Origin of the sequence: Streptococcus sp. oral taxon 056 str. F0418 (assembly GCF_000220065.1) — a bacterium.
GTDB lineage: Bacteria > Bacillota > Bacilli > Lactobacillales > Streptococcaceae > Streptococcus.
This window is the reverse complement of sequence record NZ_AFQU01000001.1, coordinates 541,782-566,748: the sequence shown is the minus strand read 5'-3', so window position 1 is coordinate 566,748 and position 24,967 is coordinate 541,782. Positions and strand designations below refer to the sequence as shown.

The following is a 24,967-nucleotide window of genomic DNA, read 5'->3' as shown; positions in this document are numbered from 1 at the left end:
ATGAAGAGAAAGATTTATTGGAAGGATATTCTGCGCTCTTTCACTAGTTCTAAAGGACGTTTCCTGTCCATTATGACCTTGATGATGCTGGGTTCTTTAGCTCTTGTGGGGCTTAAAGTAGCTCCATCCAATATGCGCAGAACAGCAGCAGATTATCTGAAAGAGCAGCGAACCATGGACTTGGCTGTTATGGCGGATTATGGTTTGGATTCGGAAGATCAGAAAGAGCTGGAAGCTATAAAGGGAGCCGATGTCGAGTTTGGCTATCTGACAGATGTCACCGTGGACGAAGAGGCTCTCCGAGTATTCTCGGATACCAAGGATATTTCAAACTTTCAAGTGACCTCAGGCCGTCTTCCCAAGAATGAGCAAGAAATTGCCTTAGCTAGCTTTTGGTCTAAAAAATACAAGCTTGGTCAGGAGATTGATCTGACCGAGAAGGAAGGCAGTCGGTCAGTTCTGAAAAACAAGACCTATAAGGTCGTGGGCTTTGTCAACTCGGCAGAGCTCTGGTCTGATAGAAATTTGGGCAATGCGACTAGTGGAAGCGGTGCTTTATCAGCCTATGCTGTAGTCAGCCCCAAGGCCTTTGATACAGATGTTTACAGTATTGCCCGCCTGCGCTATTATGATTTAGAAAAGCTGGCTCCTTTTTCAGCAAGCTATCAGGAGCGTTTGGAGCAACACCAGACAGCTTTGGACAAGAGCCTAGCGGATAATGGAGCTGCCCGGTTTAAGCGATTAGAGGCAGACGTTAAAAGCTCGATTCAAGAGGGTGAAGATAAGATTGGTCAAGCTGAGAGTGGGTTAAGCCAAGGGAAAAAACAATTAGAGCAAGCTCAGAGTCAGCTAGACCAGCAAAAAAGCCAGCTAGAAGTAGCTCAAGCCACTTCTATCCTAGCTCCCGATCAACTCAATCAGAGCAGGCAGCAGATTCAGGAAGCTGAGTCCCAGCTTAATCAGAAAAAAGCAGACCTCGCACAGGCAGAAAAAGACTTATCAGCTAGCAAGGACAAGCTAGCCGAGGCTAAGGCAGACATGATTCGTTTGAAAGAGCCAACTTATCATAGCTATGACCGCAAGTCCCTGCCAGGTGGGAATGGCTATCAGATGTATACAAACTCCATGAATAGTATTGCGTCGATTGGTGATATCTTCCCGGTGGTGCTCTATCTGGTGGCAGCGATGGTGACCTTTACCACCATGACTCGCTTTGTCGATGAAGAGCGAACAAATGCAGGTGTCTTTAAGGCTCTAGGCTATCATAGCCGAGATATCATTCGCAAGTTTGCGCTTTACGGTTTGGTGGCGGGGAGTCTAGGTACCCTCATAGGAATTCTGTTGGGACATTATTTCTTGTCAGGTGTGATTTCTTCTATTATTACCAGAAGGATGGTGCTTTCTGCCCCTCATGCATATTTTTATGTTTCCTATAGTTTACTGGCCCTGGGACTTTCCCTTCTATCCAGTGTTCTCCCTGCCTATTTGGTGGCGAGACGGGAGCTGACGGAAGAAGCAGCCCACTTGCTTTTGCCCAAGCCACCGGTCAAGGGCTCCAAGATCTTTTTGGAAAGATTGTCCCTTATCTGGCGACGTCTTAGCTTTACTCAGAAAGTCACAGCTCGCAATATTTTTCGCTATAAGCAGCGAATGCTCATGACCATCTTTGGTGTGGCGGGTTCTGTTGCCCTGCTCTTTGCTGGTCTAGGACTCCAATCTTCTGTTGGTGGTATTCCCAAACGCCAGTTTGAGGAGATTCTGCGCTACGACTTGATTGTCGCTGTCAATCCTAGGGAGAATCAAGCTGAGCAAGACAAGCTGAAAAAGATGCTGGCAGATGGCTCGATTGCTGCCTATCAGGAAATCCACAGTGAAACCCTAACAGAGAAATACAAAGGAAGAAAAGAAACAGAAACAGTCACTTTAATGGTTACGGACAAGGAAAATTTTGAACCTTTTATTTATATGGAAGCCCCTGATAACCAGCAAAAGCTGACTCTCAAGGATGGTGTGGTTGTTTCTGATAAATTTGCCCGTATAGCTGGAGTTAGCCCCGGTGGTAGTATAGAGTTGGGTGGCAAGTCTGTCAAGCTTGCAGCAGTCAATGAGAATTACTTTGGGCATTTTGCCTTTATGAAGGAGGCTGACTACCAGAAGATTTACGGGGAAAAGCCCGATAAAAATACTTATCTAGTGCGGCTCAAGGACTCTTCTAGTAAAAATATTGTGGACAAGGCCAATGAATTTATGAGCCTCAAGACTGTCAAGAGTGTTTCTCAAAATGCCAGCATGGTTGTGCAGTTCAATATTTTAGCGGATTCTCTCAATACTACGATGCTTATTTTGGTGGTGATCTCCGTTCTTCTAGCAGTCGTCATTCTCTATAATCTAACCAATATCAATGTAGCGGAGCGGATTCGCGAGCTCTCCACCATCAAGGTTCTGGGCTTCCATAATAAGGAAGTGACCCTCTATATCTATCGAGAGACCATTATTCTGTCAGTAATTGGGATGGCAGTTGGGCTTCTAGGCGGTTTCTTCCTGCATCGTTTTTTGATTGAGAAGGTTGCGCCTAGCATTGTCAGCTTAAACCCTCAAGTAAGTCTCTCCGTCTATCTGTTTCCTCTAACAGCAGTGACTCTTATTCTGACCTTACTTGGCTTCTTTGTCAACTACCGCCTCAGACGGGTGGATATGCTGGAAGCACTCAAGTCCGTTGATTGATAAAAAAGCCTTCAAAACTTTCACTCACTTGATGGGTGGAAGTTTTTTTGAACTTTGATATAATATTCCTTGTAAAGAAAGAGAAAGACACACGATGACACGAAAAATTGCCTTATTATCTGATGTGCATGGGAATAGCACAGCCTTGGAAGCAGTACTGGCGGATGCGGAAAGCCAGCAGGTGACAGACTATTGGTTTTTGGGAGACTTGCTCCTGCCAGGAACCGGTCGCAGAAATATTTTAGATAGAATGGAGCAGCTGCCCGTCAGCCTCCAGGTCAGGGGGAATTGGGAAGACAGTCTCTGGCACGCCCTGCACCAAAAGCTGGATTTGGCTCGTCCTAGTCATCTCTATCTGACCCGGCTCTGCCATTTTGTCCTAGAGGAAATCCGTCCTGAAGAGATTGACCGTATGCAGGAACTTCCTTTGCAAATCTTGACAGAAGTAGAGGGATTGAAGATTGCGGTTAGCCACCATTTACCAGATAAGAATTGGGGGCGGGAGCTGATTCATATTGGCGAGCAGAGCGATTTTGACCGTCTTTTTGAAGGGAATGACTGTGCTGTCGCTGTTTATGGTCATATTCACCAGCAGTTTCTCCGCTACGGGACTAAGGGCCAGCTGATTATCAATCCCGGCTCTATTGGTCAGCCATTCTTTCTAGATTCGGCTTTGCGTCAGGACTTGCGAGCCCAGTATGCCATTTTAGAGATTGATGAGACAGGTCTGGCTGATGTTGACCTTCGGCGCGTGGCCTATGATGTGGAGCAGGAGCTGAGATTGGCTCGGGAGCTCCACTTGCCTTACTATGAGATTTATCGGGAGAGCTTGGTCAATGGTATCCACCATACCCATAACCACGACCTGCTGCGAGAAATCAGTGAGCGGGAAGGCTATGCAGATGAGATTGCAGCTTTCTTAAAGTCCAGTTGTAACTCTTGAAGTTACACCATTTTTGAGATATAATAGTGAGAGAAAATGATGAGGGAGGAGAAAAATGCAGATTTCTAGCCGTTTTACCATTGCCACTCATATGCTGATTGTACTGGCTTTGGAGGGGAAAAACAAAAACTGACAAGTGATATTCTTGCCGGCAGTGTTGGCGTCAACCCAGTTATTATTCGCAAGACCCTGTCCCAGCTCAAGAATGCCGGGATGATTACCGTTGCTCGTGGGACTGGAGGAGCAGATATTGCCAAAGATTTGAAAGACATTAGCCTGTTGGATGTCTATAGCGCGGTTGAGTGTCTGGGCAAGAGCGGCCAGCTCTTTAGCTTTCATGACAAGCCCAATCCAGACTGTCCTATCGGCAAGAACATTCACAATGTCTTAGACGACCGCTTGGCAGCTATTCAGGCAGCTATGGAAGCTGAATTGGCTCAGACCAGCCTTGACGAAGTTGTCGCAGCAACCGAAAAAGAAATTAAAGAACAATCTGTCTCCCAGTGAGCAGATTGTTTTTTTGGTTAATAATATTTCGAGATGTAATGATTGACGTTACATTAAGATGTGCTATACTAATAGGTGTAATTAAAACAATTACAACTCGAATAATTCTTCGGAACAAATGGAGATGTGGAAAACCATATCAAGGAACGTATTTCATCTTTGAGGAAATAAAAAGAAAGATTGAGCAGGCGGACTGCTGTATCTTCGATTGGATTTAAAGAGAGGAGAAAAAACATGACTTTTGAATATGAAAGCAAGATTTATCTAGGAGAGGTGGCACTTTATGTAGCTGACCTAGCAAGACAAAAGGATTTTTATCAGCGCGTTTTAGGACTGGAACTTTTAGAAGAGCAGGGACGGACAAGTGCTGGTGAGGCTCTTAGCGACCAGTGACCGACAGTCCGTTAAGTCGGCTTACGGTCTTTATCATCTGGCACTTTTGCTTCCAAGCCGTCAAGCCTTGGCAGATATCCTGAAGCATTTATCTGAAAATAAAGTTCCTATGATTGGAGGGGCGGACCACGGTTATAGTGAAGCCATTTATCTGGAGGATCCAGAAGGCAATGGCATTGAGCTTTATCGGGATAAACCTCAGGATGATTGGGATATTCGAGAAGATGTCCGTATTATCGGAGTGACAGAAGCGCTCGCGGCTCAAGAAATCTATGAACTGGGTCAGGAAGTCCAACCATTTAGTATTGCTGAAGGCGCTCGTATGGGCCATGTCCATCTGTCTGTGAAAAATAGCAGAGCTGCCAGTCATTTTTACCAAAAGCTTCTAGGCTTGGAGGACAAATTTTCTGTACCTTCTGCTAGCTGGCTGGCATCCGGAAACTATCATCATCATTTAGCGGTTAATGAATGGGGAGGTTCTCACTTGAATCATCGCCAACCCAAGCAACTGGGACTAGCCTATTTTGAGGCGCAAGTGGAAGGAAAAGAAGACCTAGTAGCTATTTATGAAAATGCTATGGACTTGCAGGCACCAGTCCGATGGATTAGCTCCCAAGAGCTAGAAGTTACAGACCCAGATGGGATTGTGACAAAAGTTAAGACAAGAGTGGTATAATAAGGTATATCAATAAGCTAGAAGAAAGAAAAAATATGTACAAGACTTATTATATATCCCCAATCGGACGGATTCTCATCTTGACAGATACAACTGCCCTGCTGGGGCTGTGGCTGGAAGGACAGAAATATTATGGGGCAGGCTATGATTTGGAGCAAGCGCAGGAGGGGGAGACAGCAGTTAGCCGACGCGTCTCTACTTGGCTAGATGCTTATTTTAAGGGAGAAAATCCCGCTATAGATGAGATACCGCTTGCACCTCAAGTGACTGAGTTTAGAAGTAAGGTTCTGACAGTACTGCAGAAGATTCCCTATGGGCAAACGGCTACCTATTCAGACATTCTACGAGAATTACAAGCCGAGTACGGTAAGATTGGCTCGGCTAGAGCAGTCGGTGGTGCCATTGGTCATAATCCTATTTCCCTTCTGATTCCTTGTCATCGGATTGTCGGAAGCGACGGCAAACTGACCGGTTATGCTGGCGGTCTTGACAAGAAAGCCTTCCTACTGAAACTTGAAACGAGACAAGGATTGCAGTAGGACTTTCTGCTTAGTCATTGGAAAATCTTCATCTATGCTTGGATCTACTGATTCAAATACCTCCAGTAAGATATTTGACTGAAGATTGGAGTAGTAAGTCATTAAGGGGAATCATGAAAATTTTTTATTCCATTCTTCGTATGCTGTTAAAAATACGAAAATGTTGATAATTTTCTCCATTTATCTTGCTAGCAAAATAAGAAATTGCAAAACAGCTAGATCGTCTAAATGCAATATTATTTTAGTTGTTTTACGAAATGAGTTTGTTGAAGTTGTAAAAGTATCTCAAAAACGAAGCATTTAGGAACATTACATGGAATCGGCCTTTAGGCTGATGTATTTTTCTTTGGAAATGTTAAAATAATATTATCTAAAGAAAGCGAGGCAGATATATGAAAGTGACTTTTTATAAAACGAAAAGGAATCGGCTATTAACAGGCGTTCTAGCGGGTTTAGCTGATAGATTCAAATTTGATCTAAGCCTGATTCGTTTTTTATATATCCTTTTTACCATTGCAGCTTTTGGTTTAGGGATTCTTATTTATATAGCTCTGTCAGTGTTGCTTCCTTACAAAGAAGATCTAGAAGCAGAGATGTATGGCATGGGGCCAAGAAAACGCAAAGATGCTGAGCCGATTGACGAAAAGTCTGACCTTTTCTGGTGATGATAGAGAGGAATACGATGATATGATGGAACTCTGGGATGCTTACAATGAAAAAAGAGAACAATTAGGCCACCATTTGATTAGGGGGCAAGTGATTCCATCGGGACAATATCATCTATGTGTGCATGTATTTGTACGACACGAAGATGGAGACATTCTTGTTATGAAGCGAAGTAGTCAAAAAGAACTCTATCCCAACTACTTTGAATTTGGAGCAGGAGGAAGTGTCTTGGCTGGTGAAAACAGCCTCAATGCAGCCCTTCGTGAACTACATGAGGAAACAGGATTAATTCCTAATCACATACAACTAGTGGAACAAAATATTTCATATGAAGATCAATGTCTATTTGATTACTATGAAGCGCAAGTGATAGGTGATAAGGAATCAATCACCTATCAAGCGGGTGAGACGGATGCCCATATGTGGGTCACCCCAGCAGATTTAAGCAATTTTTGTGAGGAGCACCCGCTTTTTAACCATCAAAAGAAATGTTTAATCAAATTACTGAAAAAGAATGGATAACAGGTAAAACCAAATCGGTCAAACTGTTATCTTTTCTTTTTCAAAAAGAACGGTGAATCTCTCTATTGAAGGAAAAATTTGCTATAATAGAAAAAGAAATATTCAAAAGGGGGAAGCTTATGTCTGTCAAGGTCAAAGATCTCTTGCAAAAAGTAAGATTGCAACTGATTTACGGTAGTGAAGATCTACTAGATAAAGACATTACTACATCTGACATTTCACGTCCTGGATTAGAGATGACAGGTTATTTTGATTATTACACACCAGAGCGTATCCAGTTAATTGGAATGAAAGAATGGTCTTACTTGATGAAGATGACAAGCCACAATCGCTATCAAGTATTGCGGAAAATGTTTCAGCCAGAAACACCAGTCGTTATCATTGCAAGAGATTTGGAGATTCCTGACGAAATGTTGCAAGCTGCAGAAGAAAAAAAGATTGCCCTTCTTCGTAGCCATACAGCGACAAGTAGATTATCAGGGGAAATTTCTAGTTACTTAGATTCACGATTGGCAGAGCGAACCAGTGTCCATGGCGTTCTGATGGACATCTATGGCATGGGTGTTCTCATTCAAGGAGATAGCGGTATTGGTAAAAGCGAAACAGGTCTTGAGCTAGTAAAACGTGGCCATCGTCTGGTCGCAGATGACCGTGTGGATATTTTTGCTAAAGATGAAATGACTCTCTGGGGGGAGCCAGCTGAGATTTTACGCCACTTGCTTGAGATCCGTGGTGTCGGGATTATTGATGTGATGAGCCTTTACGGCGCAAGTGCTGTGAAAGACTCATCGCAAGTACAAATTGCGGTTTATTTAGAAAATTATGATGTTAATAAAACCTTTGATCGCCTTGGAAATGCTTCAGATGAGCTAGAACTGGCTGGTGTACGGATCCCACGAATTCGTATTCCTGTTAAAACAGGGCGTAACATCTCTGTTGTCATTGAAGCAGCTGCTATGAACTATCGTGCCAAGGAAATGGGATTTGATGCAACTAAGATTTTTCAAGAGCGCTTAACAAATCTAATCAGTCAAAATGAGGTGAAGCATGATTAATCCAATCGCCTTTCAAATTGGGCCATTCAGTATTCGATGGTACGCTATCTTTATTTTATCAGGTCTGGTACTAGCAGTTTATTTAGCAATGAAAGAAGCGCCTCGAAAGAAAATCATTCCCGATGATATTATTGACTTCATCCTGATTGCTTTTCCGCTTGCCATTATTGGAGCACGTTTCTATTATGTCATATTTGAGTGGTCTTATTATTCAAAGCAACCTTTGGTTGAAATATTCACTGTTTGGCATGGTGGTTTAGCCATCTATGGAGGACTGATTACAGGTGCCCTTGTTCTTTATTTCTTTTCAAAGAGAAAGCTGATCAATACCTTAGATTTTTTGGACATTGCTGCGCCTGGCGTTATGATTGCGCAAAGTATTGGACGCTGGGGAAATTTTATCAACCAAGAAGCATATGGCGCAACTGTCAAAAGTCTGAATTATTTGCCGGATTTTATTCGACAGCAAATGTACATTGATGGTGCTTATCGCCAGCCTACTTTCTTGTATGAGTCTTCTTGGAATTTACTTGGTTTCATTCTGATTTTATTTTTGAGAAGAAGACCCAACTTCCTCAGACGAGGAGACATTACAGCATTTTACCTTATATGGTATGGCTGTGGTCGTATGATTATTGAAGGGATGCGGACAGATAGCTTATACTTTATGGGATTGAGAGTTTCTCAATGGTTATCAGCTATCTTGATTATCCTTGGTATTGCCTTAGTGATTTATCAGCACAGAAAAAATGGGACCCCTTATTATCACACTATAAAAACGGAGGAAAAACATGCTTGAAATTTCATTTAGTTTAGTGGCAGTTGCTCTGATTGCACTGATTGTATATTCTATTTTATTGGTGAGAAAAATTAGCAATGTAGTAGATGAAACTGAAAAGACGATCAAAGTGCTCACTACCGATGTCAATGTCACCTTGTACCAAACCAACGAGCTACTAGCTAAGGTCAATGTTTTAGCAGACGATATCAATGGCAAGATGGAAACGATTGATCCGCTCTTTACAGCAGTAGCTGATTTATCAGTGTCTGTTTCAGATCTGAATGATTCTGCTCGAAGTTTTAGTAAAAAAGCTGCAGCAGCAGGAAAAAGCACAGTGACTGCAGGCGCAGGATTATCTGCTTTACGTCTATTTACAAAATTATTCAACAAATAATTATTAGAAAGAAGGTCTCTTATGGGGAAATTTTCATCGATTGTATTGGGAGTGGTGTCTGGAGCTGCAGCAGCAGTTTTCCTTAGCAGTAAAAAAGGAAAAGAAGTGACTGCTAGAGTCAATGATTTTATCAAAGAAGTACAGGAAAATCCAGAGGAATTTAAAGAACAAGTCATCCATTCTGCAGTAGACTTGAAAGACCAAGCGGTAGAAACGGTGTCACAAGTACGAGACAAAGTCAATAATGGTGAAATCACAAGAGAAACCATCTTAACTTCTGTAAAAGAAACAACAAAAGAAGTGATTGACTACTCGCAGGATAAATTTCAGGCTATCAAAGAAAAACTTCAAGAAGAAAACTTGACTACTTCAGATTTGGTTTCTTCTATTAAAGAAAAATCGTATGCTTTGACGAATGAAAAACCTCATTCAGAGGACATCGTGATCGAATTGAAAGAAAACTAAAAGAGCTGTTTAAATTTGTACTGACCTCAAAAAGTTAGATTTTTCTGTCTAACTTTTGGGGGACAGTACAATTCAGCTCTTTTTATTTTTGGAGATAGTCAAATCATACTCTAAAATATAGTTTGGAGAGGAGTAAAAATCTGTTGCTTTTATTATCAATTCTTAAAGATAGCAATAAAAAAACTTGCTCAAGTATAGAAGCAAGTCTGTCGTTTATTTTGATTTTTTCTTACTGATAAAGCGGTAGAGCTGAATAGTAGCAAAACTTAAGGTAAGCGCCAGTGCAATGGCGATAAAGGTATTCAATTTAAATGATAGAAATACAAAACTGAAAATAGCAGTCAATACGCAAAATGTTGCGATATTGAAAAAGAAAAGTAGCTCGCTCAATTTTGGAGCAACATCAGATTCTGGAATGTATTCTTGATAAAGAGGGAGCTGTTCGTCAGGGAGCTCCTGATAGACATAATCCTCTTGATATCGTTGATAATCTCTAAGTGCCATATTCTCTCTCCTAGTAGTACTTAAATATTGTATCACGATTTATCAAGGCCTTTATTACAAAAAGATTACAAAAACAATAAAAATACTTTTCAATATGAAAATAAAGTATAGAATTTCAGCAGATAAAGTTTCTTTTAAATAAATATTAAAGAAAGTTAAAAGTATGTTATAATAAACCTATACAATAATAAAAATGTTGTTATTAATCTATAGCTATCTATGGACTGTAAATTATAAAATTTTAAAAAATTAACCAAAAAATAACCAAGCATGTCATATTTTTAGTCAATGTTTATAAAGTAAAGTATATCAAATATGATTTGGTATATTTTATTTTGTATATATAAAAATATAATCAACAAATAGATTGAAATATTGTATAATATGGTGAGGTATTTTTACATTATGTTTGGGAAAAGTTTCATTAGTATAAGAAAGGATGTAATAAATGACTTTGAATATACAGGCAATTGACTTGTTTTGTGGGGTTGGCGGTTTAACTTGTGGTATTCAACGTGCAGGAATTAATGTTGTTGCTGGTTATGACATTGATGAGAAAAGTCAATTCGCGTACGAATATAATAATAAAGCCAAATTTATTTTAAAAGATGTTAGAGCTATAGGAGAGTATGAGATTACTCAGTTATATCCAAAAGATACTGATGTAAAAGTTTTGATGGGTTGCGCTCCATGTCAACCATTTTCTGCTTACAGTCATCGATATAAGAATAGTGAAAATAGATTAAATAAGATGGATTTGCTAGATTATTTTGGGCGGCAAATTGAGTTTGTTCAACCAGATATAGTATCTATGGAAAATGTTCCTCAAATGACTAAAGAGCCAGTTTTTGAAAAATTTTTAGAAATTCTAAAAAAAAATCATTACGAAGTTGATTATAAAATTGTGTATGCTCCAGACTATGGTGTTCCGCAAAATAGAAAACGTTTATTGTTACTAGCTTCAAAGCTTGGAAAAATTAAATTAGAGAAAGCAAAATACGATAAAGATCATTATCCCACATTGCGTCAAGCTATTGGTAAATTACCTGAATTATCTGCAGGTGAAACGAATTTGAAGGATCCTCTTCATCGAAGTAGAAAATTATCTCCATTAAATATGAAACGGATTAAACAGTCAAAACCAGGAGGAACTTGGAAAGATTGGGATGAAGAATTGTTATTAGAAGCGTATAAGAAAGATACAGGTAAAAGCTATAGTTCTGTTTATGGTCGATTAGAGTGGGATAAACCTTCTAGTACAATCACCACACAATTTCCAGGTATTGGAAATGGACGTTTTGGACATCCAGAACAGAATAGAGCATTGAGTTTACGTGAAGGAGCTCTATTACAAACGTTTCCGATGGATTATCAATTTTCGAATCCTGAATTAGGTAGTAACTATTCTCTTAACCAAGTGGCGTTACAAATTGGAAATGCAGTTCCGCCTAAGTTAGGTGAAGTTATTGGTGAGAGTATTCAGAATCATTTGAAAGGTTTAAATTATGACCAAAGAGCGTAAAGAATATCCAATTAAAATAAGTCCAGAGATTTTAGAATTATTGGGCCCAAGTTTGTATTCAAATATTTATTATGTTTTAGCAGAGTTAATTGCTAATAGTTATGATGCGGATGCTCAAAATGTTTGGATTGATATTACAGACAATAGTATTAGTGTAGAGGATGATGGAAATGGGATGTCTTATGATGAAGGAGATATAAATGTATACTTATCTGTTGCTAAATCTACTCGTAATACTGATGATGATTCTACAAGTAAGCAATTGAAACGTCCTAAAATGGGACGTAAAGGAATTGGTAAATTGGCTGCGTTAGCTATTTCAGATAGAGTAAACGTAATGACAAAATCAAAATTAGATAATGATGTGTCAGGTTTTATTTTATCAAGGACGGTACCGAAAAATGATAAGTTAGTCCCATTATTGGATAATCAAATTACATTTAAACATATTAAAGATGGTGGTACGAGAGTTGAAATGTTATCTCCAGAATTTGAATTACCTAAGCAGTTGGCCACTTTTAAAAGAAATATTGTAAAATTTTTTCCGAATGTAGGAAAAGATTTTGTTATTCATGTATGGAGAGAAGATGAAAAAGTAGAGATTGATAATTTTGTTTCATCGATGGGACAAACTTTGGATTCATTAATTATTTATGGAAAAGATTTTTCTAATATAGAGGATTATTTTAGAAAGAATTCAAGTAAATATGCAAAGAAAAATTATAAAAAGAAAGAAGTTCAAACTAAAAAATATATTATAAAAAATAAGAATGGTGAAGAAGAGAAAAGAGAATTACAAGTTAAAGGCTGGATTGGAACTTATAGTAGTACGAGAGGATTAAAAGCAGATAAAAATTTTGATTTTCCAGATAATTTTTTGGCAATATATTCACATGAGAAATTAGGCCAATTCAATATTTTACAGCAGATTGGTGCTAATCGATTGTACGAGGTGTATGTTGTAGGTCAATTTTATGTAGATGAATTTGAGGAGACAAGTTTACCTGATATGGCACTTAGCAACAGGCAAGGGTATAAAGTTGATGATATTCGTTATACTACTTTTTTAGAAATAGCAAGGAAGTCGTTGAGTGATGTTTTACAATTAAAACAGAAAGCTCTTACATTAAAAAAAGAAGGACAGGAAAAAAGCAAGAAAGAGAGGAGAAAGAAAGAGGAAAGAGCTTTAGAGGAATCTGTAGAAAAAGGAATAACAGCCATTAGTACTGTAGTGGAGCAGAAAGGAGATCTTCATAGAGTAATTAATGAAGTTCTGACTGATATGGGTATAAAGAAAATTTCGGTTGATAAAGATAGTAAGAAAATTTTGTTGAGCCATACACAAGATGATGCAAAGTTAAATGATATAATATACTCTTTATTACAATTTAATGGTTTTGAGCCTAAAGAAATTATTTATACAAATAGTGGTGATGTAGCTTCTTCTGTTCCTTATGGTGTTGGCATTTATGATTATTTAAGAGATTTTTTTATTCAAACATATTCTAAAAAGCCTATTTTTGTTGTTTATATTTATTCTGATAATTCTTGCGCTAGTCCAGGAGTGATGCATGAAGTTGGTGCTGGATGGATTGTACAAACGGATCATGGTGTAGTGAAAGCGGGAACTAATTTTCCTACACAACCTTTGGACATTGATAAGAGATTTGCAGAAGTCATATTAGATAAAGAAGACGTATTTTGTACAGATGTTGGTTTTTAACTTTGCATGAAATGTTAGAACATGCATGTAAATTATTCCAAAAAGATTGTCATACTAAAGAGGAGAATAAGGATTATTTTAAATCTTTAGGTGGAGAAATATTAACTCAAGAGGAATTTAAGTTAAAGCGTCCTTGGAGTATTAAAAATAAAGTAGATTAAAAATTGTTTTAGTATATTTTATTACGAGTTTGTTCACAATTTTTATAAAGTAAAGTATATCAAATATGATTTGATATATTTTATTTTGTAAAATAATGATGAGAAGGTTAGTGCTATACTTAATGTTAGTGTAGATTATCTTCTTGGATTGCGAGAATAATTTATTTTTTATGCTATTTGTGTTACAATATTCATACAGAACAGTAGTGAGGTATTTTATGAAAAAGAAATTTTTGTCGCTAGTAATAGCAATTTTTGGTTTGTTTCTCTTAGCCGCTTGTGGTAATAAAAATAGCCTTGATGGTAAGTATTATTGGATAAATGATTATACCAATGAATTGATGATGACTGTAGAAAACGGAGCGGGAGAATGGAAAGCAGATAGTGGCCTTACTATTACAGAAGTTGATACGGAGAAGAAACAATTTACTTATCAAGGAAATTGGGGAGATAAACATACCGTCAATTATACTTTGAGTGAAGATGGAGAATTGAATTTTAAAGCTTCTTATAGTTATACTTATTATAAAGAAGGCTCTAAGGCTTACAAAGAAGCTTTGAAAAAGTATGGACATGATAAAAAGGACTAGCTAGTCCTTTTTTGTTTTAATTCGTAATGAATAATTTTTGCTTTTCGTAGGCTCTCTTCTGGTGTTAGTTTTTGAGGATTCCAAACATAAATCACTAAGCAACTTTGATTGTAATAAGTATTGATTTCGATGTCAGGAAGTTTTCTGATAGTTTTTTGAAATTCTATATCAATTAGAGACGGAATATCTAGTTGAGTAATGAAATGCTTTTCTTTGATATATTCTTTAAGTTTATCAATATCATCAACTTTTATAGATTCGTAATCATAGATAATTTTTTCTTTTAGGTTTATTATAGTTTCAATTAGTGCTTTTGGTTTTTGAGTAATATAGGATTTTGTTATCTCGTGTGCTTGGATTTTAGAGAGATTACCTTGAAAATATAATAATTCTACTAGTCGTCTTTCTAGGGCTAGTGTAGATACCTTCAGTTCTTTTGTTAAGTCCTGAAAAGATCTTTTTTGATAGACGATTTTGGATAGTAAGACAATATCTGGCATTAGAATGAAAGAAGCAAAATAGTTTGATTCTATTTCTTGCCAATCTTTATTGTTTTTATTTTCTGAAAAGACTGTTCCTGAATGTTGTAAAACTAGATGACCTAATTCATGGCATTTAGTAAAATTCTGCCTAGCAGGAATGCTGGTAATTTCATAAGAGAAAGAGATTCCTAATCTGTCAATTAAAGTCAGACCTAAAATTGCCTCGTCTGAAAAATGATGAGGCAATATTTTTATCTTGTATTTCTTGGTAATGTAATTGAAATACGGTTCAAAAGTATAGTTCACTTTTGAAATGTTGTGGAGTTTGATAAAGTGGTAGAGTTCTTTTCTAACGATTTCCCAAACTTTGAAATAGGTATTGGTCACTTTTTGTCTTCCTCAAAAGCTTTCCTTCTGATTTCCATAAACTCCAGTAGTTCTCTCTGAAAGACTTCTTTTTGTTCAGAAGTCATATTTTTTGAGGTCTTACGAAAAAGGATCTCAACATTTGATAATTCGTCCTCTGGGTTCTTGATGTCAGAATTTCCTAAAAGATAGTCGGTTGAAACATTGAAAAAATTAGCTAATTTTTCTAGGCTTTCTTTAGAAGGACTTCTAAGTCCTTTTTCCCATTGAGCATAGCTTTGAGGACTAGTTTTGAAATGAAGTGCAATATCTTTCTGTGTAAGACCAGCTTCTTTACGTAGTGATTTGAGGCGTTCTGTAAACATTGTAGTTAAGCCTTTCAAAAAATATTTTAAAAATTTTAAAAAAGTATTGACAAAGTAATCAATTGATTGTATAATATTAAATGTAATCAGTTGATTGTTTTTTTGGATTAAATGATTGTAATAAATAAGAAAAAGGAAGGGGCAGGACAGAAAAATGGATAAATTAAAAGCTATTCAGTTGGTTTTCTTCTTAGTCAAACGTAAGGACTTGACTCCTGGTTTTCGTGATATGGTAGAACGCGGCATGTTAAACGTTGATTTTGATTCCTTTGTATCAGGATTTCCAGCAGAATATCAAGAGCGATACAATGCACTTGTAAAAGAACATATGAAGCAATTAGATGATCTCAGTAGAGATATTCTAAAAGATGCATTTGGTGAAGATTTAAAAGTAGAAGATTTACAAAACATTTAAAACGAAATCAATTGTTTCTTCTTTTAAGGCAGTGAACTTTCTATTAAATGTAGCTTCTTCTTGATCCTGGAGAGAACCTCTTATTTCTTTACTAATAGAATTGAAAATTGGGAGATAGTCTTTATAAATGATTTCTTCATCAATTAATTCGTTTAGCATAAAACGTTTAACATTTTCATAGAAAAGTTTTAGAGGCTCTTCAGTTAACTGGAGTTTTCTTAAAGAAAAACCTTTCTGTAAGAGTTCTTCTGGTTCAATACTAATGGTATCAATATTATCTCTGATATATTTTTCAAGTTCTTGTTGATTCATATAATATCCCTTTCTCCTTATGACTAGATATATTAAAGATGTTTTAATATATCTATTGATAAAGAGAAAAAAGCTTTATCAGTTTTAAAAAAAGAATGATGATTAATTTTTGGATATTTTCTTTATAATAGCGTCAATACCCAATTTAATAAGATGAGTAATGATAGCTGTTAAGACGATTTCGAAAATTTTCAATTTATTTAATTGCCTTTCTTTTTATGGTTTCTGTACCTTGACAACTAAATAAAAAGTACGTCTGCAATCTAAAAAATTCAGACTGTAAACGCACCCAAAGTGTAGCAACTTTAATTATATATTATCTTTTAACTTTTGTCAAATGAGTTTCGCCTCGGTAGAAAGTTAGAAGATAATAGGTGCTGTTTCAGTAGAATAACTGATTCAGAAGTATATAGATTTATTGAAGTCTAAGACATCATCTTTTTAGAAGCAAAATAAAAAAGCTCACCTGTTCAGGACGAAACCCAATTTTAACAGTTGCGCTTCTGTTTTTAAAACAGATTTTCAAAAATAGTTTTCACTATTTGATTGATAACTGCTTTAGCAAAAAGTCGTAAAGCTTCTAAAAGAAACTCTTTGACTTTATTGATAAAATGTTTATCCATAATTGCGCCTCCTTGTTAAAGATAACTCTGAAAAGTCAAAACTATTCAAAGTTGCTTTCAGGTTACTTTTTAAGGAGGTTATGGAAAACAAATTTATCAATGATATTGTATCAAAAATTGTATTGAGTTACAATCTTAGATTACAATAAATCTATATATGAAGTACTAAGGTTTATGCTAGTTAACCTGTGTAGAGCCAAAAACTAGAACTGCTACCTATGAAGCTATGATGGTGAATAACCTAGCGGGTGGAGACAGCACGTTGAAAGACGTGGCGCTGTGGGCGGTGTGTTAGATTGATTTTCAATCTAGCTAATGGATAAGGTGAGGGAGGAAGTTTCTTGACCGAAGGGGAATTCCGTGACTTATCCGAGGCGAGTAGTAACGCTGTGAAGTGTAACGAAAAGCCAGTATGCGAAGATACGAGCATACATAAGAAAATAATAACTGAGCTATTCAATTTTTTATTTGAATAGCTTTTTTGTTTACATGAAATTGATAATGAAGTTGTCGTAGACACATGAGGTTTCGTCCTTGTCTATAAGCAACTCTTATTATTAGTTTCTATAAGAGAATAGAAGCTAACAATAGGTTGTTTTATAGAAGCTAATAATAAATAAAAAAGGAAAAGAAGGTATGAATAAGTTAGCTAAACGCTTAATTGTATTGAGAGAAGAAAATAAAAAACAAAAGAAGAAATAGCAAGTTTTTTGGATATTCAGCCAAGGGCTTACGCTCGTTACGAGTCTGGAGAGAGAATCCCAGATTTAGAAAAGTTGATTCAACTAGCAGAATATTTTGGATGTACGTTGGATTATTTGGCTGGAGTTGATTTAGTAAAACAAGAAAAACACTATACAGATAGATCTTTGGTATATGATTATCAAGATTTAGTTTCTCTTGGTTATAATAACAAGCTTGCTCATGGAATTATTAAAGAGATTTATGATCGTCAATCTTATGAAGATAGAATCCAGGTTTCTGATAATGACAAGGTGAAGTATGTTTTAAAAACAGATGTAGAAAATTTGCTTAGAGGTATGTTAGAAAGGTAATTAAAATGAAAGCACGAAAAAAACCAATCGAAGTTTTCGCTGTACAGTATAACGATAATATTATTTTGGAAGAGTTCTTAAAACTTTTAAGAACTAATGAAAAAGAACCTGTTAGGTATGATGAGTCTGATGGGACAATCTACATTGCAAAACAAAGAGGAGAAATTTCCTTACCTAAAGGTAATTGGGTTATTCGTGAGGATAATACAGATGGTTGTTTTTGGTCAATAGACTCTGATATTTTTTTGCAAACGTACAATCGTGTAAAAGGGACTGTAAATACCTTTGAAAAAAGGGTATACGAGGTCGACTTTATTAAGATGGATATAGATAATACTAAAAGTATTATTGAAGTGCTTGATTTTTTGGGGTATTTTGTTACTACTCCTTTAGAGGAACTACAGAGGGACGAATTAGTAGAATCTATAAAAAAACAAGGGTTTCTTGAAATAAACACCTTAGAAGGTATTGAGCGTTTATTCTCTGGAGAGGTTGTAGTAAGAGGAGTTAGGGGTGAGTTTTATCCAGTATCCTATGATAATTTTCTCAAGGTGTATGATATTTTAGATTAAGACTTTTAGTATTCCATAACAATTAGGCTCAATAATTTGAATAAGGTTGTTGAGGTTTACTGCATTCAAGCAAACTATGTGCAGACGGTTTAGAGTAAGACAAAATCCATTCAGTAAACCAATAAAAAAACTCAGTTGCAAAAACGACGGAGACATTTCTTGTCAAGGATTTAAATTTGTTGATGATATCGTTTTCAAGATGGTTCGTTTTTAATTGCTGAAGGTCAGGTTCAGAATGCTATTTATCATTATATAATAAGTGGTAGTGGTCGCTGGAATCGAGTTATTACTTGGACAGAATGAAATGTGATTTAGTAATAGAATATTGAATTTTATTGGAATTGTTTTTTAGAAGGAGAGAGTATAGGTGATTTAATTGATATGACACAAAAAGATGATTTTTTTGAATATGAGTTTAAGAGAACTTGGAATAATTTTCAGTTTTCTTTTTTGATTTATCGTAGTGATCGGAAATATTTAAAACAGCTATGTATTGAATCAATAGAAAGGATTGAATATCTTTATCGTAATTATTTAAAGTTGTATGGTGTTTCTTGTTCGGGTTATCGTAGAAGTTACACTAAAAGGATAATGGATATATATAAGAAATTATAGATTAAGCAGATAGAGATCTTTATTTATAAAAAAGGTTAAGGAGTATATGATATTTTATTTATTTTTTATTGTTATTGTTTTAATGACAATGTTTGTTATTTATTCTTTGATACGTCTTTCTTCTAAGGTGTCGAGAATGGAAGAGTTAAATTTTAAAAAGAAATAATGAAATGAGGAGTATTATTTATGAAAAAACATTACTTGCAACAGCGGCTGTAACAGCTAGTGTAACTTTGGTAAATCAAGTTCAAGCGGACGAAGTGCAGGTCTCTAGTCAGACTTACGAGAATCAGTTATCCGTTACAAAAACGGTGACTAAAGAAGATTTTGATCGCTCAAACGCTGAATTAGCTCAAGCTAATCAAGCTGTAGAATCACAAAACAAAGTGGTTGGACAAGCCACAGTTGATGCTAACAAGGCTCAAGACACTAAAGCTGTTGCCGATAAATTAGTCCAAGAGGCAACTCCTGAAGCGATTAAAAATGCGGAAGAAAAGGTGGTAGCTAACCAAACAGCACAAGCTAAAGCAGAAGCGACGTTGAAAGAAAAACAAGCTGTTGAAGCGAAGGCAAAAGCTGATCAAGCTGAACAAACTAGGAAAACAGACAAAGCTAAAGCAGTAGTTCAAGCAAAAGATGTAGAAGTTGCGGAAGCTAAAAAGACTGTTGCTGAAAAAGAAGCAATTTTAAACGGTACAGGCGCTAAACAAGTTTTGGATAATCAAAAGAATGCAAAAGATACTGTAGAAGAAGATAAGAAGATGGTTGCTATGGCACAAGCCTCTTTGGAAGTAGCCAAAAAAGCTGATCGGGAACGAGAACTTGCTTTAGCAAGTGCAGAAAAAGAAGTTGTATCTCTTAAAAATGAGCAGACAGAAAAAGAAGCGATTCTTGCTGAAAAGATGAAAGTTTCAGTTCAAACAGAAGCAACTTTAAAGACAGCGACTGAAGCAAAAACACAAGCAGACAATGCCGTGAAATATCTTAACCAGCTGACTTTATCTCCTGCTTATATTGAGGCACTTAAAAAGAATGACCAGGCAACACTTGCAAAAGAAAGTGAAAAGTTACGTAAAGCTCATCAATACAAGTCTAATCCAAGTGATGACAATACAAAGACTTATACTTTAAATGAAGTACCATCAGATGTCTTAGAAGATCTATCCCAATTTGCATCAGACTTGATTAATCAAGCTCGTAAGCAAGTAGGAACACCGTTAACTAGTGTGACTAAATCAAGTATTGAGTTTGCGGAAAATGTTGTGAAGCAAACCGTCGCAGACAACTGGGACGCTTGGACGAAAGGTGGTCACAATGAAAAAGGCTTGACCAAAGTCGCCAAAGAATATCACTTAAAAGATTCTGATACTGAAGGCAACTTCTACGAAGATTGGTCTGGGATTCATGGGAATAGCTCTACTAAGGCTCAATTAAAAGAGCAAGTCTATCAATCACTCTTACGCTTTCTTTTCCCAGCAGGAGACGAATACCTAGAATGGGATCATGCAAATGATGTGTTAGGTACGAAAGATGATAGTGCTTCCTATATGGGATTAGCTTTCAGTTATGTCAATGGTCATTCAGGATTACATCTTCTGAATGTGAAAACCTCTCAACTGACTGCACAATCTACTAACTTTTCTAAAACCGCTATTGAGAATCCTTATAACAGTGAATGGCTCTTAACTAAGCAACAAGTCGCTCAAAGCAATTATGATACAGCAATCGCAAGCAATGATACAGCTCAAGCGGCTAAAACTAATGCTCAAACAGCCTTTAATACAGTATCCGCTAACCTTACTCAAGCAACGACTAAACGTGATAGTATTAAAAATCAAGCTTTACAAACACCGACGGCTCAAGCAAATTTAAAATCTGTTCAAGATAAATTAGCGCTTGATGAATCAACTCTTGCCAAAGCAAACAAAGCGGTCAAAGAACTGAATGCGGATATTAAAGCTAAACAAGCCAATCTAGCTGACGCTCAAGCCGTATTGAAGACTAAAGAGGCAGAATTGGCTACGCTAAATACAACTCTGAAAGCAGAACAAGAGGTATTAACTGCTAAGGAATCGGAAGTTGTAGCGGCTCAAAAAGGCGTACAGGTAGCTCAAGCGGATTTGACACAAGCACAAAACATTTTAACTTCATCTGAAAAACGAGTAGTTGATTTGAAGAATGCACCAAAAATTTTAGCTGAAGCTGAAAAAGTTTTGGCTGAAAAGACAGCAATCTTGAAGGCAGAAATTAAAAAATTAGATGAATTAAAAGCCACTCAAAAAGAAGTAGCTTTTCAAAATGCTAAGGTTGTAAAAGCTTACCAGGAATACCTGGAAGCAGAGCGTCAGGCGGAGCTTGCCAAACAATACCAAGCTATCAAACAAGCAGGTGGTGAGCCAGTGCCAGTTGTGAATGCTAAAGGAGAAATCACTGGTTATGTGGATGGGAAGAAAGCTACACCGTTGGTTGTTAAACCAGTCGCAAAAGCTTTGCCAAAAACAGGCCAAAGCATGAGCCTCTTTGCTATTTATGGCATGATTGTGGGAGCGTTTAGTTTACTTTTTCAAATAAAAAACATGAGAAATAAGGAGTATTAGTATAGATGATTTTATATTTACAGAAGGCTAGAGCGCCTTCTTTTTTTATTCCTAAGAGTGCTCACTCACTCTTTAGGAAAATACAATATAACATACATAGTGAAGTTTACATAGAATGGAGTAAAAAGATTGAAAAAAGAAATAAGATATGGCTTTAGAAAATCTAAAGCTTTTAAAACACTTTGTGGAGCAGTGCTAGGTACGGCTCTGATTGTATTAGGCTCTCAAGTAGCTAGCGCAGATGAAAAGACGACCTCCTCAGCTCCAGTAGCTGTTGAGAATACAACACCGAATCCAGCAACTAATTTACCAGGTGCACAAGCTGAAGCGACAGAAGATCAAAAGCAGGCTATTGCTAATGAAAATAAAAGTATTGGTAACATGACGACACCTGTTTCTGATACGAACTTAAACAAGGCTGTTGAAGAGGCTAAAAAAGCGGGCGTAACGGTTGAACAAGGGGCTATGGAAACAGTCTTAAGTGATAAGGAAGCAGAAAACAAGTTTTTGGATCAGAAAGCTAAGGTTGAACAAACAACCAAGGTGCAAAACGACGTTAAAGCTAGTGTTGCTGAAACGATGGCTACTGCTGAAAAAGCGGGGCTAAAAGTGACTAAATCAGGCACCAAAGAATACGCAAATCTGGAAGAAGCCAAAAAAGACCTGGATGCTCAAAAGAACCAAGTCAACCAAGCTAAGTCTGAACAAGATAAGGCTAATCAACAAGTAAATATTGCATCAAATGAAGCTAAGAAAGCTGGTGTAACGGTTGAGCAAGGTGCAACTGAGATAGTTAAAAAAGAAGAACTCTCTGCTAAAATTCAGGTTACGATCAATAAGGTGAATGGGGTTGTTAAAAAGAGTCAGTCAACCCAAGCAGCATATTTAAAAGAGAAGTCTAAGAAGGAACGTGAATATCAGGAAGCGTTATCAAGGTACAATGCAGCGATCGCAAAGAAAGCTCAAGTTGAAAGAGAACGTCAATCAGCTTTTAATCGTGTAGCAGTTGATATAGCCACTAAAACACAAGACACTCAAAACGATGAATATGGTCATTCATTTATGCGTGGAAGTATTTCTGGTAATCGATTTACATTTACACATGATTTGGTTGATGGTGTTGGTGTGATTGGGAATGGTACTTTAACGGGTGGACTCAATTATCGTTATAGTGTTAATGAAGATGGCTCTATCGATGTTGAATTGATTAGTATGTATCTCAATACTTATGTTTATAATAAAACAAAGGATAACGAAGCGGTTAATCAGGATATTTCCTTTAAAATCTTTGATCAAGTAACAGGCAATCTCATTTATGTAAAACCTCATCATGGGGCTAATAGTTTCACGGAGACTATTAATAAGACTGTTCCTTTAAATATTCATCGTAGAATTGCGCCTCATTCTTCTTCTGGTTATATCAATTTCATCAAAATTCATGATGATTGGATTCATGATACACATGGTTGGGGAGCTATACGCTTCACTAATAACAATGATGTTTTACCGCCATTATCAAAGATTCCACCTGTTCCAACATTGCCACAGCTACCAAAACCAGCGACTGAAAAAGTTACTGTACCAAAGTTTCAGGTGGCAACTACCGTACATGATGTGAAACTAAAAACCACGGTCAATCCCCTTCAGGTGAAACGTATACCAGGTATTTCGAAGGCAGTGGTCAATTCTGATGGAACTGATGTCAATGGTCAATACGTGGTGAAGAACTCGAATAATGTTTATCATTTGAACATTAATCCACTTCCTGCAAATCGGCCAGAATACACGGCAGGTCGTTTGGTTGATAATTTACCAAATGGTTTGAAGGTCGATGTAGAGCGAACCAATCAGGCTAATACAGACTACAGTATTGCGATTGATAAGTCAGGTAAAACGGTTATCAATTTTAAAGATAATCTTATCAAGTCTCTCAATGCAGATAAGATGAAAGCCTTTAATTTTAAACCTGTTAAGATTTACTTTGCGCCACAGAATGATGCGGCTACTTACATTAATGTCTTTAACCTGGAATTAACAGGTAAAGACCCGAAAGATAATGTCACAAAGACTTCAAATAAGGTTGTGATTAAGACGCCTGGTAAGGAAGATCCTGAGAAACCAGATGACCCAAATAATCCAAATCGGGATAGAATACGTCCAGAAAAACACAATCACAATGATAAGGGGGAAATCATTGATGGCAAGACAACCTTACAAGGTGAAATCAATCATTATAAATCACTTTGGAAGAAAACACCTTATAGAAATATGATGATCACAAAAGAAGCTGAGAAAACAATTCAGGCTTATATTGATGATTATGATGAAAGCAAGGTTACACCGTTGGTTGATCAATTTACTATCAAGGATGCTCAAGGTAAGACGGTAAATGGCTTGAAATTGTATCATGTATTATCGGGTCAAGCACAAGATGAAATTGTTAGAAAAGTGTTAGGCTTAACAGGCATTAAACCAAAAGGCAATTTCTTGATGTGGGTAGCGGAAAATTCTGCGGAACACCTAGCTAAATACAATCAGACAGGCACTAATATTGTCTTTGACTTGCCTATGCAAAATAAAACAGATGTAACGGGTCAATACATTAATAGTGTTTACCAAGTGGATTATAACAATGGCTATTATGGCGAGCCAGTCATTAATGATATTCTTAAACCAGAACCGAAAAAGGATGTGGCTAAGTCAATCCAGGAGGCACAAACTAAGAAGTCTATTAATGGTCAAACGATTCCGCTTGATACAGAATTTACTTATCAGTTGAAATCAACTCATTTTCCAGCTAATCGATCTAAGGTGCTTGATAGTTTGGTTTATGTAGATCATTTTGACAAAAAAGTGGAGTATCAAAATAAATTCCAGTTCTTTGCGGTTGTGGATTTCAAACTTTCTGATAATACGATTATCAAAAAGGGCGAAGAGTTGACTCAGTATGTAAAATCTGTTTATGATAAAGTCACTCATACAGTGACTTATAGCTTTGATAAAATTTTCTTGGCGAAAGTCTCTCCAGCAGGTGAATTTGGCGTAGAGGGCTATGCTTATGTTAAGCAAATTGCACCAGGTAAAACCATCAATCAATTTGATGAAATTGTCAATGGTGTGACCACTAAATCAAATGTAGTAGAAACTAATACACCACCTAAACCAGAAGAGCCACGGAAAGATGAACCACCAAAACCAGAAACACCGAAACCAAAACTTCCAGAAACAGGAAGTAATCAATCAACAGGACTTTCTGTTTTGGGTATTCTTTTAGTTTCTGCTTTAGGTGTATTTGGTTTGAAGAAAGAAGAAAATTAGTTTTTTAGGTAAGTTTAACAGCACTTTCCTTGTCTTAGACTAAAAGAGTGAGAACTTAGAGCTGTTTTTATAATGAAAAATA

Annotated in this window: 21 protein-coding genes and 2 pseudogenes; 19 read left to right on the top strand and 4 right to left on the bottom strand. The window is 36.7% G+C overall.

All coding sequences use genetic code 11. The annotated features are described in order from the left end of the window. From HMPREF9182_RS02835 to HMPREF9182_RS02785, 11 genes and pseudogenes are all read left to right on the top strand, one after another. Positions 1 to 2,724 (top strand): FtsX-like permease family protein, encoded by a 2,724-nt coding sequence (locus HMPREF9182_RS02835; RefSeq protein WP_009443258.1) that lies wholly within the window; start codon positions 1 to 3, stop codon positions 2,722 to 2,724. A 94-nt stretch (positions 2,725 to 2,818) separates the two neighbouring features. Beyond that, positions 2,819 to 3,667: a metallophosphoesterase family protein gene (locus HMPREF9182_RS02830; protein WP_009754340.1), complete on the top strand. Its 849-nt coding sequence runs from the start codon at positions 2,819 to 2,821 to the stop codon at positions 3,665 to 3,667. A 55-nt stretch (positions 3,668 to 3,722) separates the two neighbouring features. Continuing rightward, a pseudogene (locus HMPREF9182_RS02825) lies at positions 3,723 to 4,174 on the top strand (Rrf2 family transcriptional regulator). A gap of 234 nt (positions 4,175 to 4,408) precedes the next feature. Continuing rightward, positions 4,409 to 5,243: pseudogene (locus HMPREF9182_RS02820) on the top strand (VOC family protein). A 35-nt stretch (positions 5,244 to 5,278) separates the two neighbouring features. Beyond that, positions 5,279 to 5,782 (top strand): methylated-DNA--[protein]-cysteine S-methyltransferase, encoded by a 504-nt coding sequence (locus HMPREF9182_RS02815; RefSeq protein WP_009754992.1) that lies wholly within the window; start codon positions 5,279 to 5,281, stop codon positions 5,780 to 5,782. Between the two features lie 392 nt (positions 5,783 to 6,174). Further along, positions 6,175 to 6,447 carry a PspC domain-containing protein gene (locus HMPREF9182_RS02810; protein WP_009443091.1) on the top strand — a complete coding sequence of 91 codons (273 nt, stop codon included), beginning with the start codon at positions 6,175 to 6,177 and terminating at the stop codon, positions 6,445 to 6,447. A gap of 22 nt (positions 6,448 to 6,469) precedes the next feature. Further along, entirely contained in the window at positions 6,470 to 6,970 is a 501-nt protein-coding gene (locus tag HMPREF9182_RS02805; protein ID WP_037602609.1) for an NUDIX hydrolase, read from the top strand. Between the two features lie 119 nt (positions 6,971 to 7,089). Next, entirely contained in the window at positions 7,090 to 8,025 is a 936-nt protein-coding gene (gene hprK / locus HMPREF9182_RS02800; protein WP_009443945.1) for an HPr(Ser) kinase/phosphatase, read from the top strand. Beyond that, positions 8,018 to 8,824, top strand: a complete 807-nt coding sequence (gene lgt, locus HMPREF9182_RS02795; RefSeq protein WP_009754947.1) for a prolipoprotein diacylglyceryl transferase — start codon at positions 8,018 to 8,020, stop codon at positions 8,822 to 8,824. The genes hprK and lgt overlap by 8 nt, the downstream gene beginning before the upstream one ends. Continuing rightward, positions 8,817 to 9,200 carry a DUF948 domain-containing protein gene (locus HMPREF9182_RS02790; protein WP_009754543.1) on the top strand — a complete coding sequence of 128 codons (384 nt, stop codon included), beginning with the start codon at positions 8,817 to 8,819 and terminating at the stop codon, positions 9,198 to 9,200. The genes lgt and HMPREF9182_RS02790 overlap by 8 nt, the downstream gene beginning before the upstream one ends. 21 nt (positions 9,201 to 9,221) lie before the next feature. After that, entirely contained in the window at positions 9,222 to 9,665 is a 444-nt protein-coding gene (locus HMPREF9182_RS02785) for a YtxH domain-containing protein (protein WP_009754715.1), read from the top strand. Positions 9,666 to 9,878: 213 nt separating this feature from the next. Here the strand turns inward: HMPREF9182_RS02785 and HMPREF9182_RS02780 are convergent, their stop codons facing one another. Next, positions 9,879 to 10,169 carry a DUF3270 family protein gene (locus HMPREF9182_RS02780; RefSeq protein ID WP_009443522.1) on the bottom strand — a complete coding sequence of 97 codons (291 nt, stop codon included), beginning with the start codon at positions 10,167 to 10,169 and terminating at the stop codon, positions 9,879 to 9,881. A gap of 454 nt (positions 10,170 to 10,623) precedes the next feature. On the opposite strand from HMPREF9182_RS02780, the gene HMPREF9182_RS02775 reads away from it, so the two are divergent. The 3 genes from HMPREF9182_RS02775 to HMPREF9182_RS02765 all read left to right on the top strand — a co-directional run bounded on the left by HMPREF9182_RS02775 (position 10,624) and on the right by HMPREF9182_RS02765 (position 14,165). Then, positions 10,624 to 11,691: a DNA cytosine methyltransferase gene (locus tag HMPREF9182_RS02775; RefSeq protein ID WP_037602952.1), complete on the top strand. Its 1,068-nt coding sequence runs from the start codon at positions 10,624 to 10,626 to the stop codon at positions 11,689 to 11,691. Next, entirely contained in the window at positions 11,675 to 13,414 is a 1,740-nt protein-coding gene (locus HMPREF9182_RS02770) for an ATP-binding protein (protein ID WP_009443200.1), read from the top strand. Before HMPREF9182_RS02775 ends, HMPREF9182_RS02770 begins: the two co-directional genes overlap by 17 nt. A 379-nt stretch (positions 13,415 to 13,793) precedes the next feature. Continuing rightward, positions 13,794 to 14,165 (top strand): LptM family lipoprotein, encoded by a 372-nt coding sequence (locus HMPREF9182_RS02765; protein ID WP_009754981.1) that lies wholly within the window; start codon positions 13,794 to 13,796, stop codon positions 14,163 to 14,165. Here the strand turns inward: HMPREF9182_RS02765 and HMPREF9182_RS02760 are convergent. After that, positions 14,162 to 15,034 carry an ImmA/IrrE family metallo-endopeptidase gene (locus tag HMPREF9182_RS02760; protein WP_009443335.1) on the bottom strand — a complete coding sequence of 291 codons (873 nt, stop codon included), beginning with the start codon at positions 15,032 to 15,034 and terminating at the stop codon, positions 14,162 to 14,164. The two genes, HMPREF9182_RS02765 and HMPREF9182_RS02760, sit on opposite strands and share 4 nt — an antisense overlap. Then, positions 15,031 to 15,378, bottom strand: coding sequence for a helix-turn-helix domain-containing protein (locus tag HMPREF9182_RS02755; RefSeq protein ID WP_009443447.1), 348 nt, complete (start codon positions 15,376 to 15,378; stop codon positions 15,031 to 15,033). The genes HMPREF9182_RS02760 and HMPREF9182_RS02755 overlap by 4 nt, the downstream gene beginning before the upstream one ends. Positions 15,379 to 15,532: 154 nt before the next feature. Between HMPREF9182_RS02755 and HMPREF9182_RS02750 the strand changes: the two genes are divergently transcribed. After that, positions 15,533 to 15,793: a hypothetical protein gene (locus HMPREF9182_RS02750; protein ID WP_009754748.1), complete on the top strand. Its 261-nt coding sequence runs from the start codon at positions 15,533 to 15,535 to the stop codon at positions 15,791 to 15,793. Here HMPREF9182_RS02750 and HMPREF9182_RS02745 read toward each other — a convergent pair. Continuing rightward, positions 15,779 to 16,105: a hypothetical protein gene (locus tag HMPREF9182_RS02745; RefSeq protein ID WP_009754480.1), complete on the bottom strand. Its 327-nt coding sequence runs from the start codon at positions 16,103 to 16,105 to the stop codon at positions 15,779 to 15,781. The genes HMPREF9182_RS02750 and HMPREF9182_RS02745 overlap by 15 nt on opposite strands. Before the next feature lie 1,321 nt (positions 16,106 to 17,426). Between HMPREF9182_RS02745 and HMPREF9182_RS02740 the strand changes: the two genes are divergently transcribed. The 4 genes from HMPREF9182_RS02740 to HMPREF9182_RS09575 all read left to right on the top strand — a co-directional run bounded on the left by HMPREF9182_RS02740 (position 17,427) and on the right by HMPREF9182_RS09575 (position 24,885). Next, the gene (locus HMPREF9182_RS02740; RefSeq protein WP_083819038.1) at positions 17,427 to 17,783 is read left to right on the top strand and encodes a helix-turn-helix domain-containing protein; all 357 of its coding nucleotides are present in this window, start codon (positions 17,427 to 17,429) and stop codon (positions 17,781 to 17,783) included. Positions 17,784 to 17,788: 5 nt separating this feature from the next. Beyond that, a complete protein-coding gene (locus HMPREF9182_RS02735) occupies positions 17,789 to 18,355 on the top strand; it encodes a hypothetical protein (protein WP_009754966.1) in 567 nt (188 codons plus the stop codon). A gap of 785 nt (positions 18,356 to 19,140) precedes the next feature. Continuing rightward, a complete protein-coding gene (locus HMPREF9182_RS02725; protein ID WP_009443250.1) occupies positions 19,141 to 21,567 on the top strand; it encodes an SEC10/PgrA surface exclusion domain-containing protein in 2,427 nt (808 codons plus the stop codon). A 129-nt stretch (positions 21,568 to 21,696) separates the two neighbouring features. Beyond that, on the top strand, positions 21,697 to 24,885 hold the full coding sequence (locus tag HMPREF9182_RS09575) for an SspB-related isopeptide-forming adhesin (RefSeq protein WP_009754230.1): 3,189 nt from the start codon (positions 21,697 to 21,699) through the stop codon (positions 24,883 to 24,885). The last annotated feature ends 82 nt before the right edge of the window (positions 24,886 to 24,967 follow it).

Excerpts from the sequence above, each read along its gene's own strand:
- HMPREF9182_RS02725 (WP_009443250.1), top strand. The coding sequence starts at position 19,141 with ATGAGGAGTATTATTTATGAAAAAACATTACTTGCAACAGCGGCTGTA.
- HMPREF9182_RS02750 (WP_009754748.1), top strand. The coding sequence starts at position 15,533 with ATGGATAAATTAAAAGCTATTCAGTTGGTTTTCTTCTTAGTCAAACGT.
- HMPREF9182_RS02835 (WP_009443258.1), top strand. The coding sequence starts at position 1 with ATGAAGAGAAAGATTTATTGGAAGGATATTCTGCGCTCTTTCACTAGT.
- HMPREF9182_RS02770 (WP_009443200.1), top strand. The coding sequence starts at position 11,675 with ATGACCAAAGAGCGTAAAGAATATCCAATTAAAATAAGTCCAGAGATT.
- HMPREF9182_RS02790 (WP_009754543.1), top strand. The coding sequence starts at position 8,817 with ATGCTTGAAATTTCATTTAGTTTAGTGGCAGTTGCTCTGATTGCACTG.
- HMPREF9182_RS02810 (WP_009443091.1), top strand. The coding sequence starts at position 6,175 with ATGAAAGTGACTTTTTATAAAACGAAAAGGAATCGGCTATTAACAGGC.
- HMPREF9182_RS02765 (WP_009754981.1), top strand. The coding sequence starts at position 13,794 with ATGAAAAAGAAATTTTTGTCGCTAGTAATAGCAATTTTTGGTTTGTTT.
- HMPREF9182_RS02755 (WP_009443447.1), bottom strand. The coding sequence starts at position 15,378 with ATGTTTACAGAACGCCTCAAATCACTACGTAAAGAAGCTGGTCTTACA.
- HMPREF9182_RS02745 (WP_009754480.1), bottom strand. The coding sequence starts at position 16,105 with ATGAATCAACAAGAACTTGAAAAATATATCAGAGATAATATTGATACC.
- HMPREF9182_RS02785 (WP_009754715.1), top strand. The coding sequence starts at position 9,222 with ATGGGGAAATTTTCATCGATTGTATTGGGAGTGGTGTCTGGAGCTGCA.
- HMPREF9182_RS02815 (WP_009754992.1), top strand. The coding sequence starts at position 5,279 with ATGTACAAGACTTATTATATATCCCCAATCGGACGGATTCTCATCTTG.
- HMPREF9182_RS02735 (WP_009754966.1), top strand. The coding sequence starts at position 17,789 with ATGAAAGCACGAAAAAAACCAATCGAAGTTTTCGCTGTACAGTATAAC.
- lgt (WP_009754947.1), top strand. The coding sequence starts at position 8,018 with ATGATTAATCCAATCGCCTTTCAAATTGGGCCATTCAGTATTCGATGG.
- HMPREF9182_RS02830 (WP_009754340.1), top strand. The coding sequence starts at position 2,819 with ATGACACGAAAAATTGCCTTATTATCTGATGTGCATGGGAATAGCACA.
- hprK (WP_009443945.1), top strand. The coding sequence starts at position 7,090 with ATGTCTGTCAAGGTCAAAGATCTCTTGCAAAAAGTAAGATTGCAACTG.
- HMPREF9182_RS02780 (WP_009443522.1), bottom strand. The coding sequence starts at position 10,169 with ATGGCACTTAGAGATTATCAACGATATCAAGAGGATTATGTCTATCAG.
- HMPREF9182_RS02805 (WP_037602609.1), top strand. The coding sequence starts at position 6,470 with ATGATGGAACTCTGGGATGCTTACAATGAAAAAAGAGAACAATTAGGC.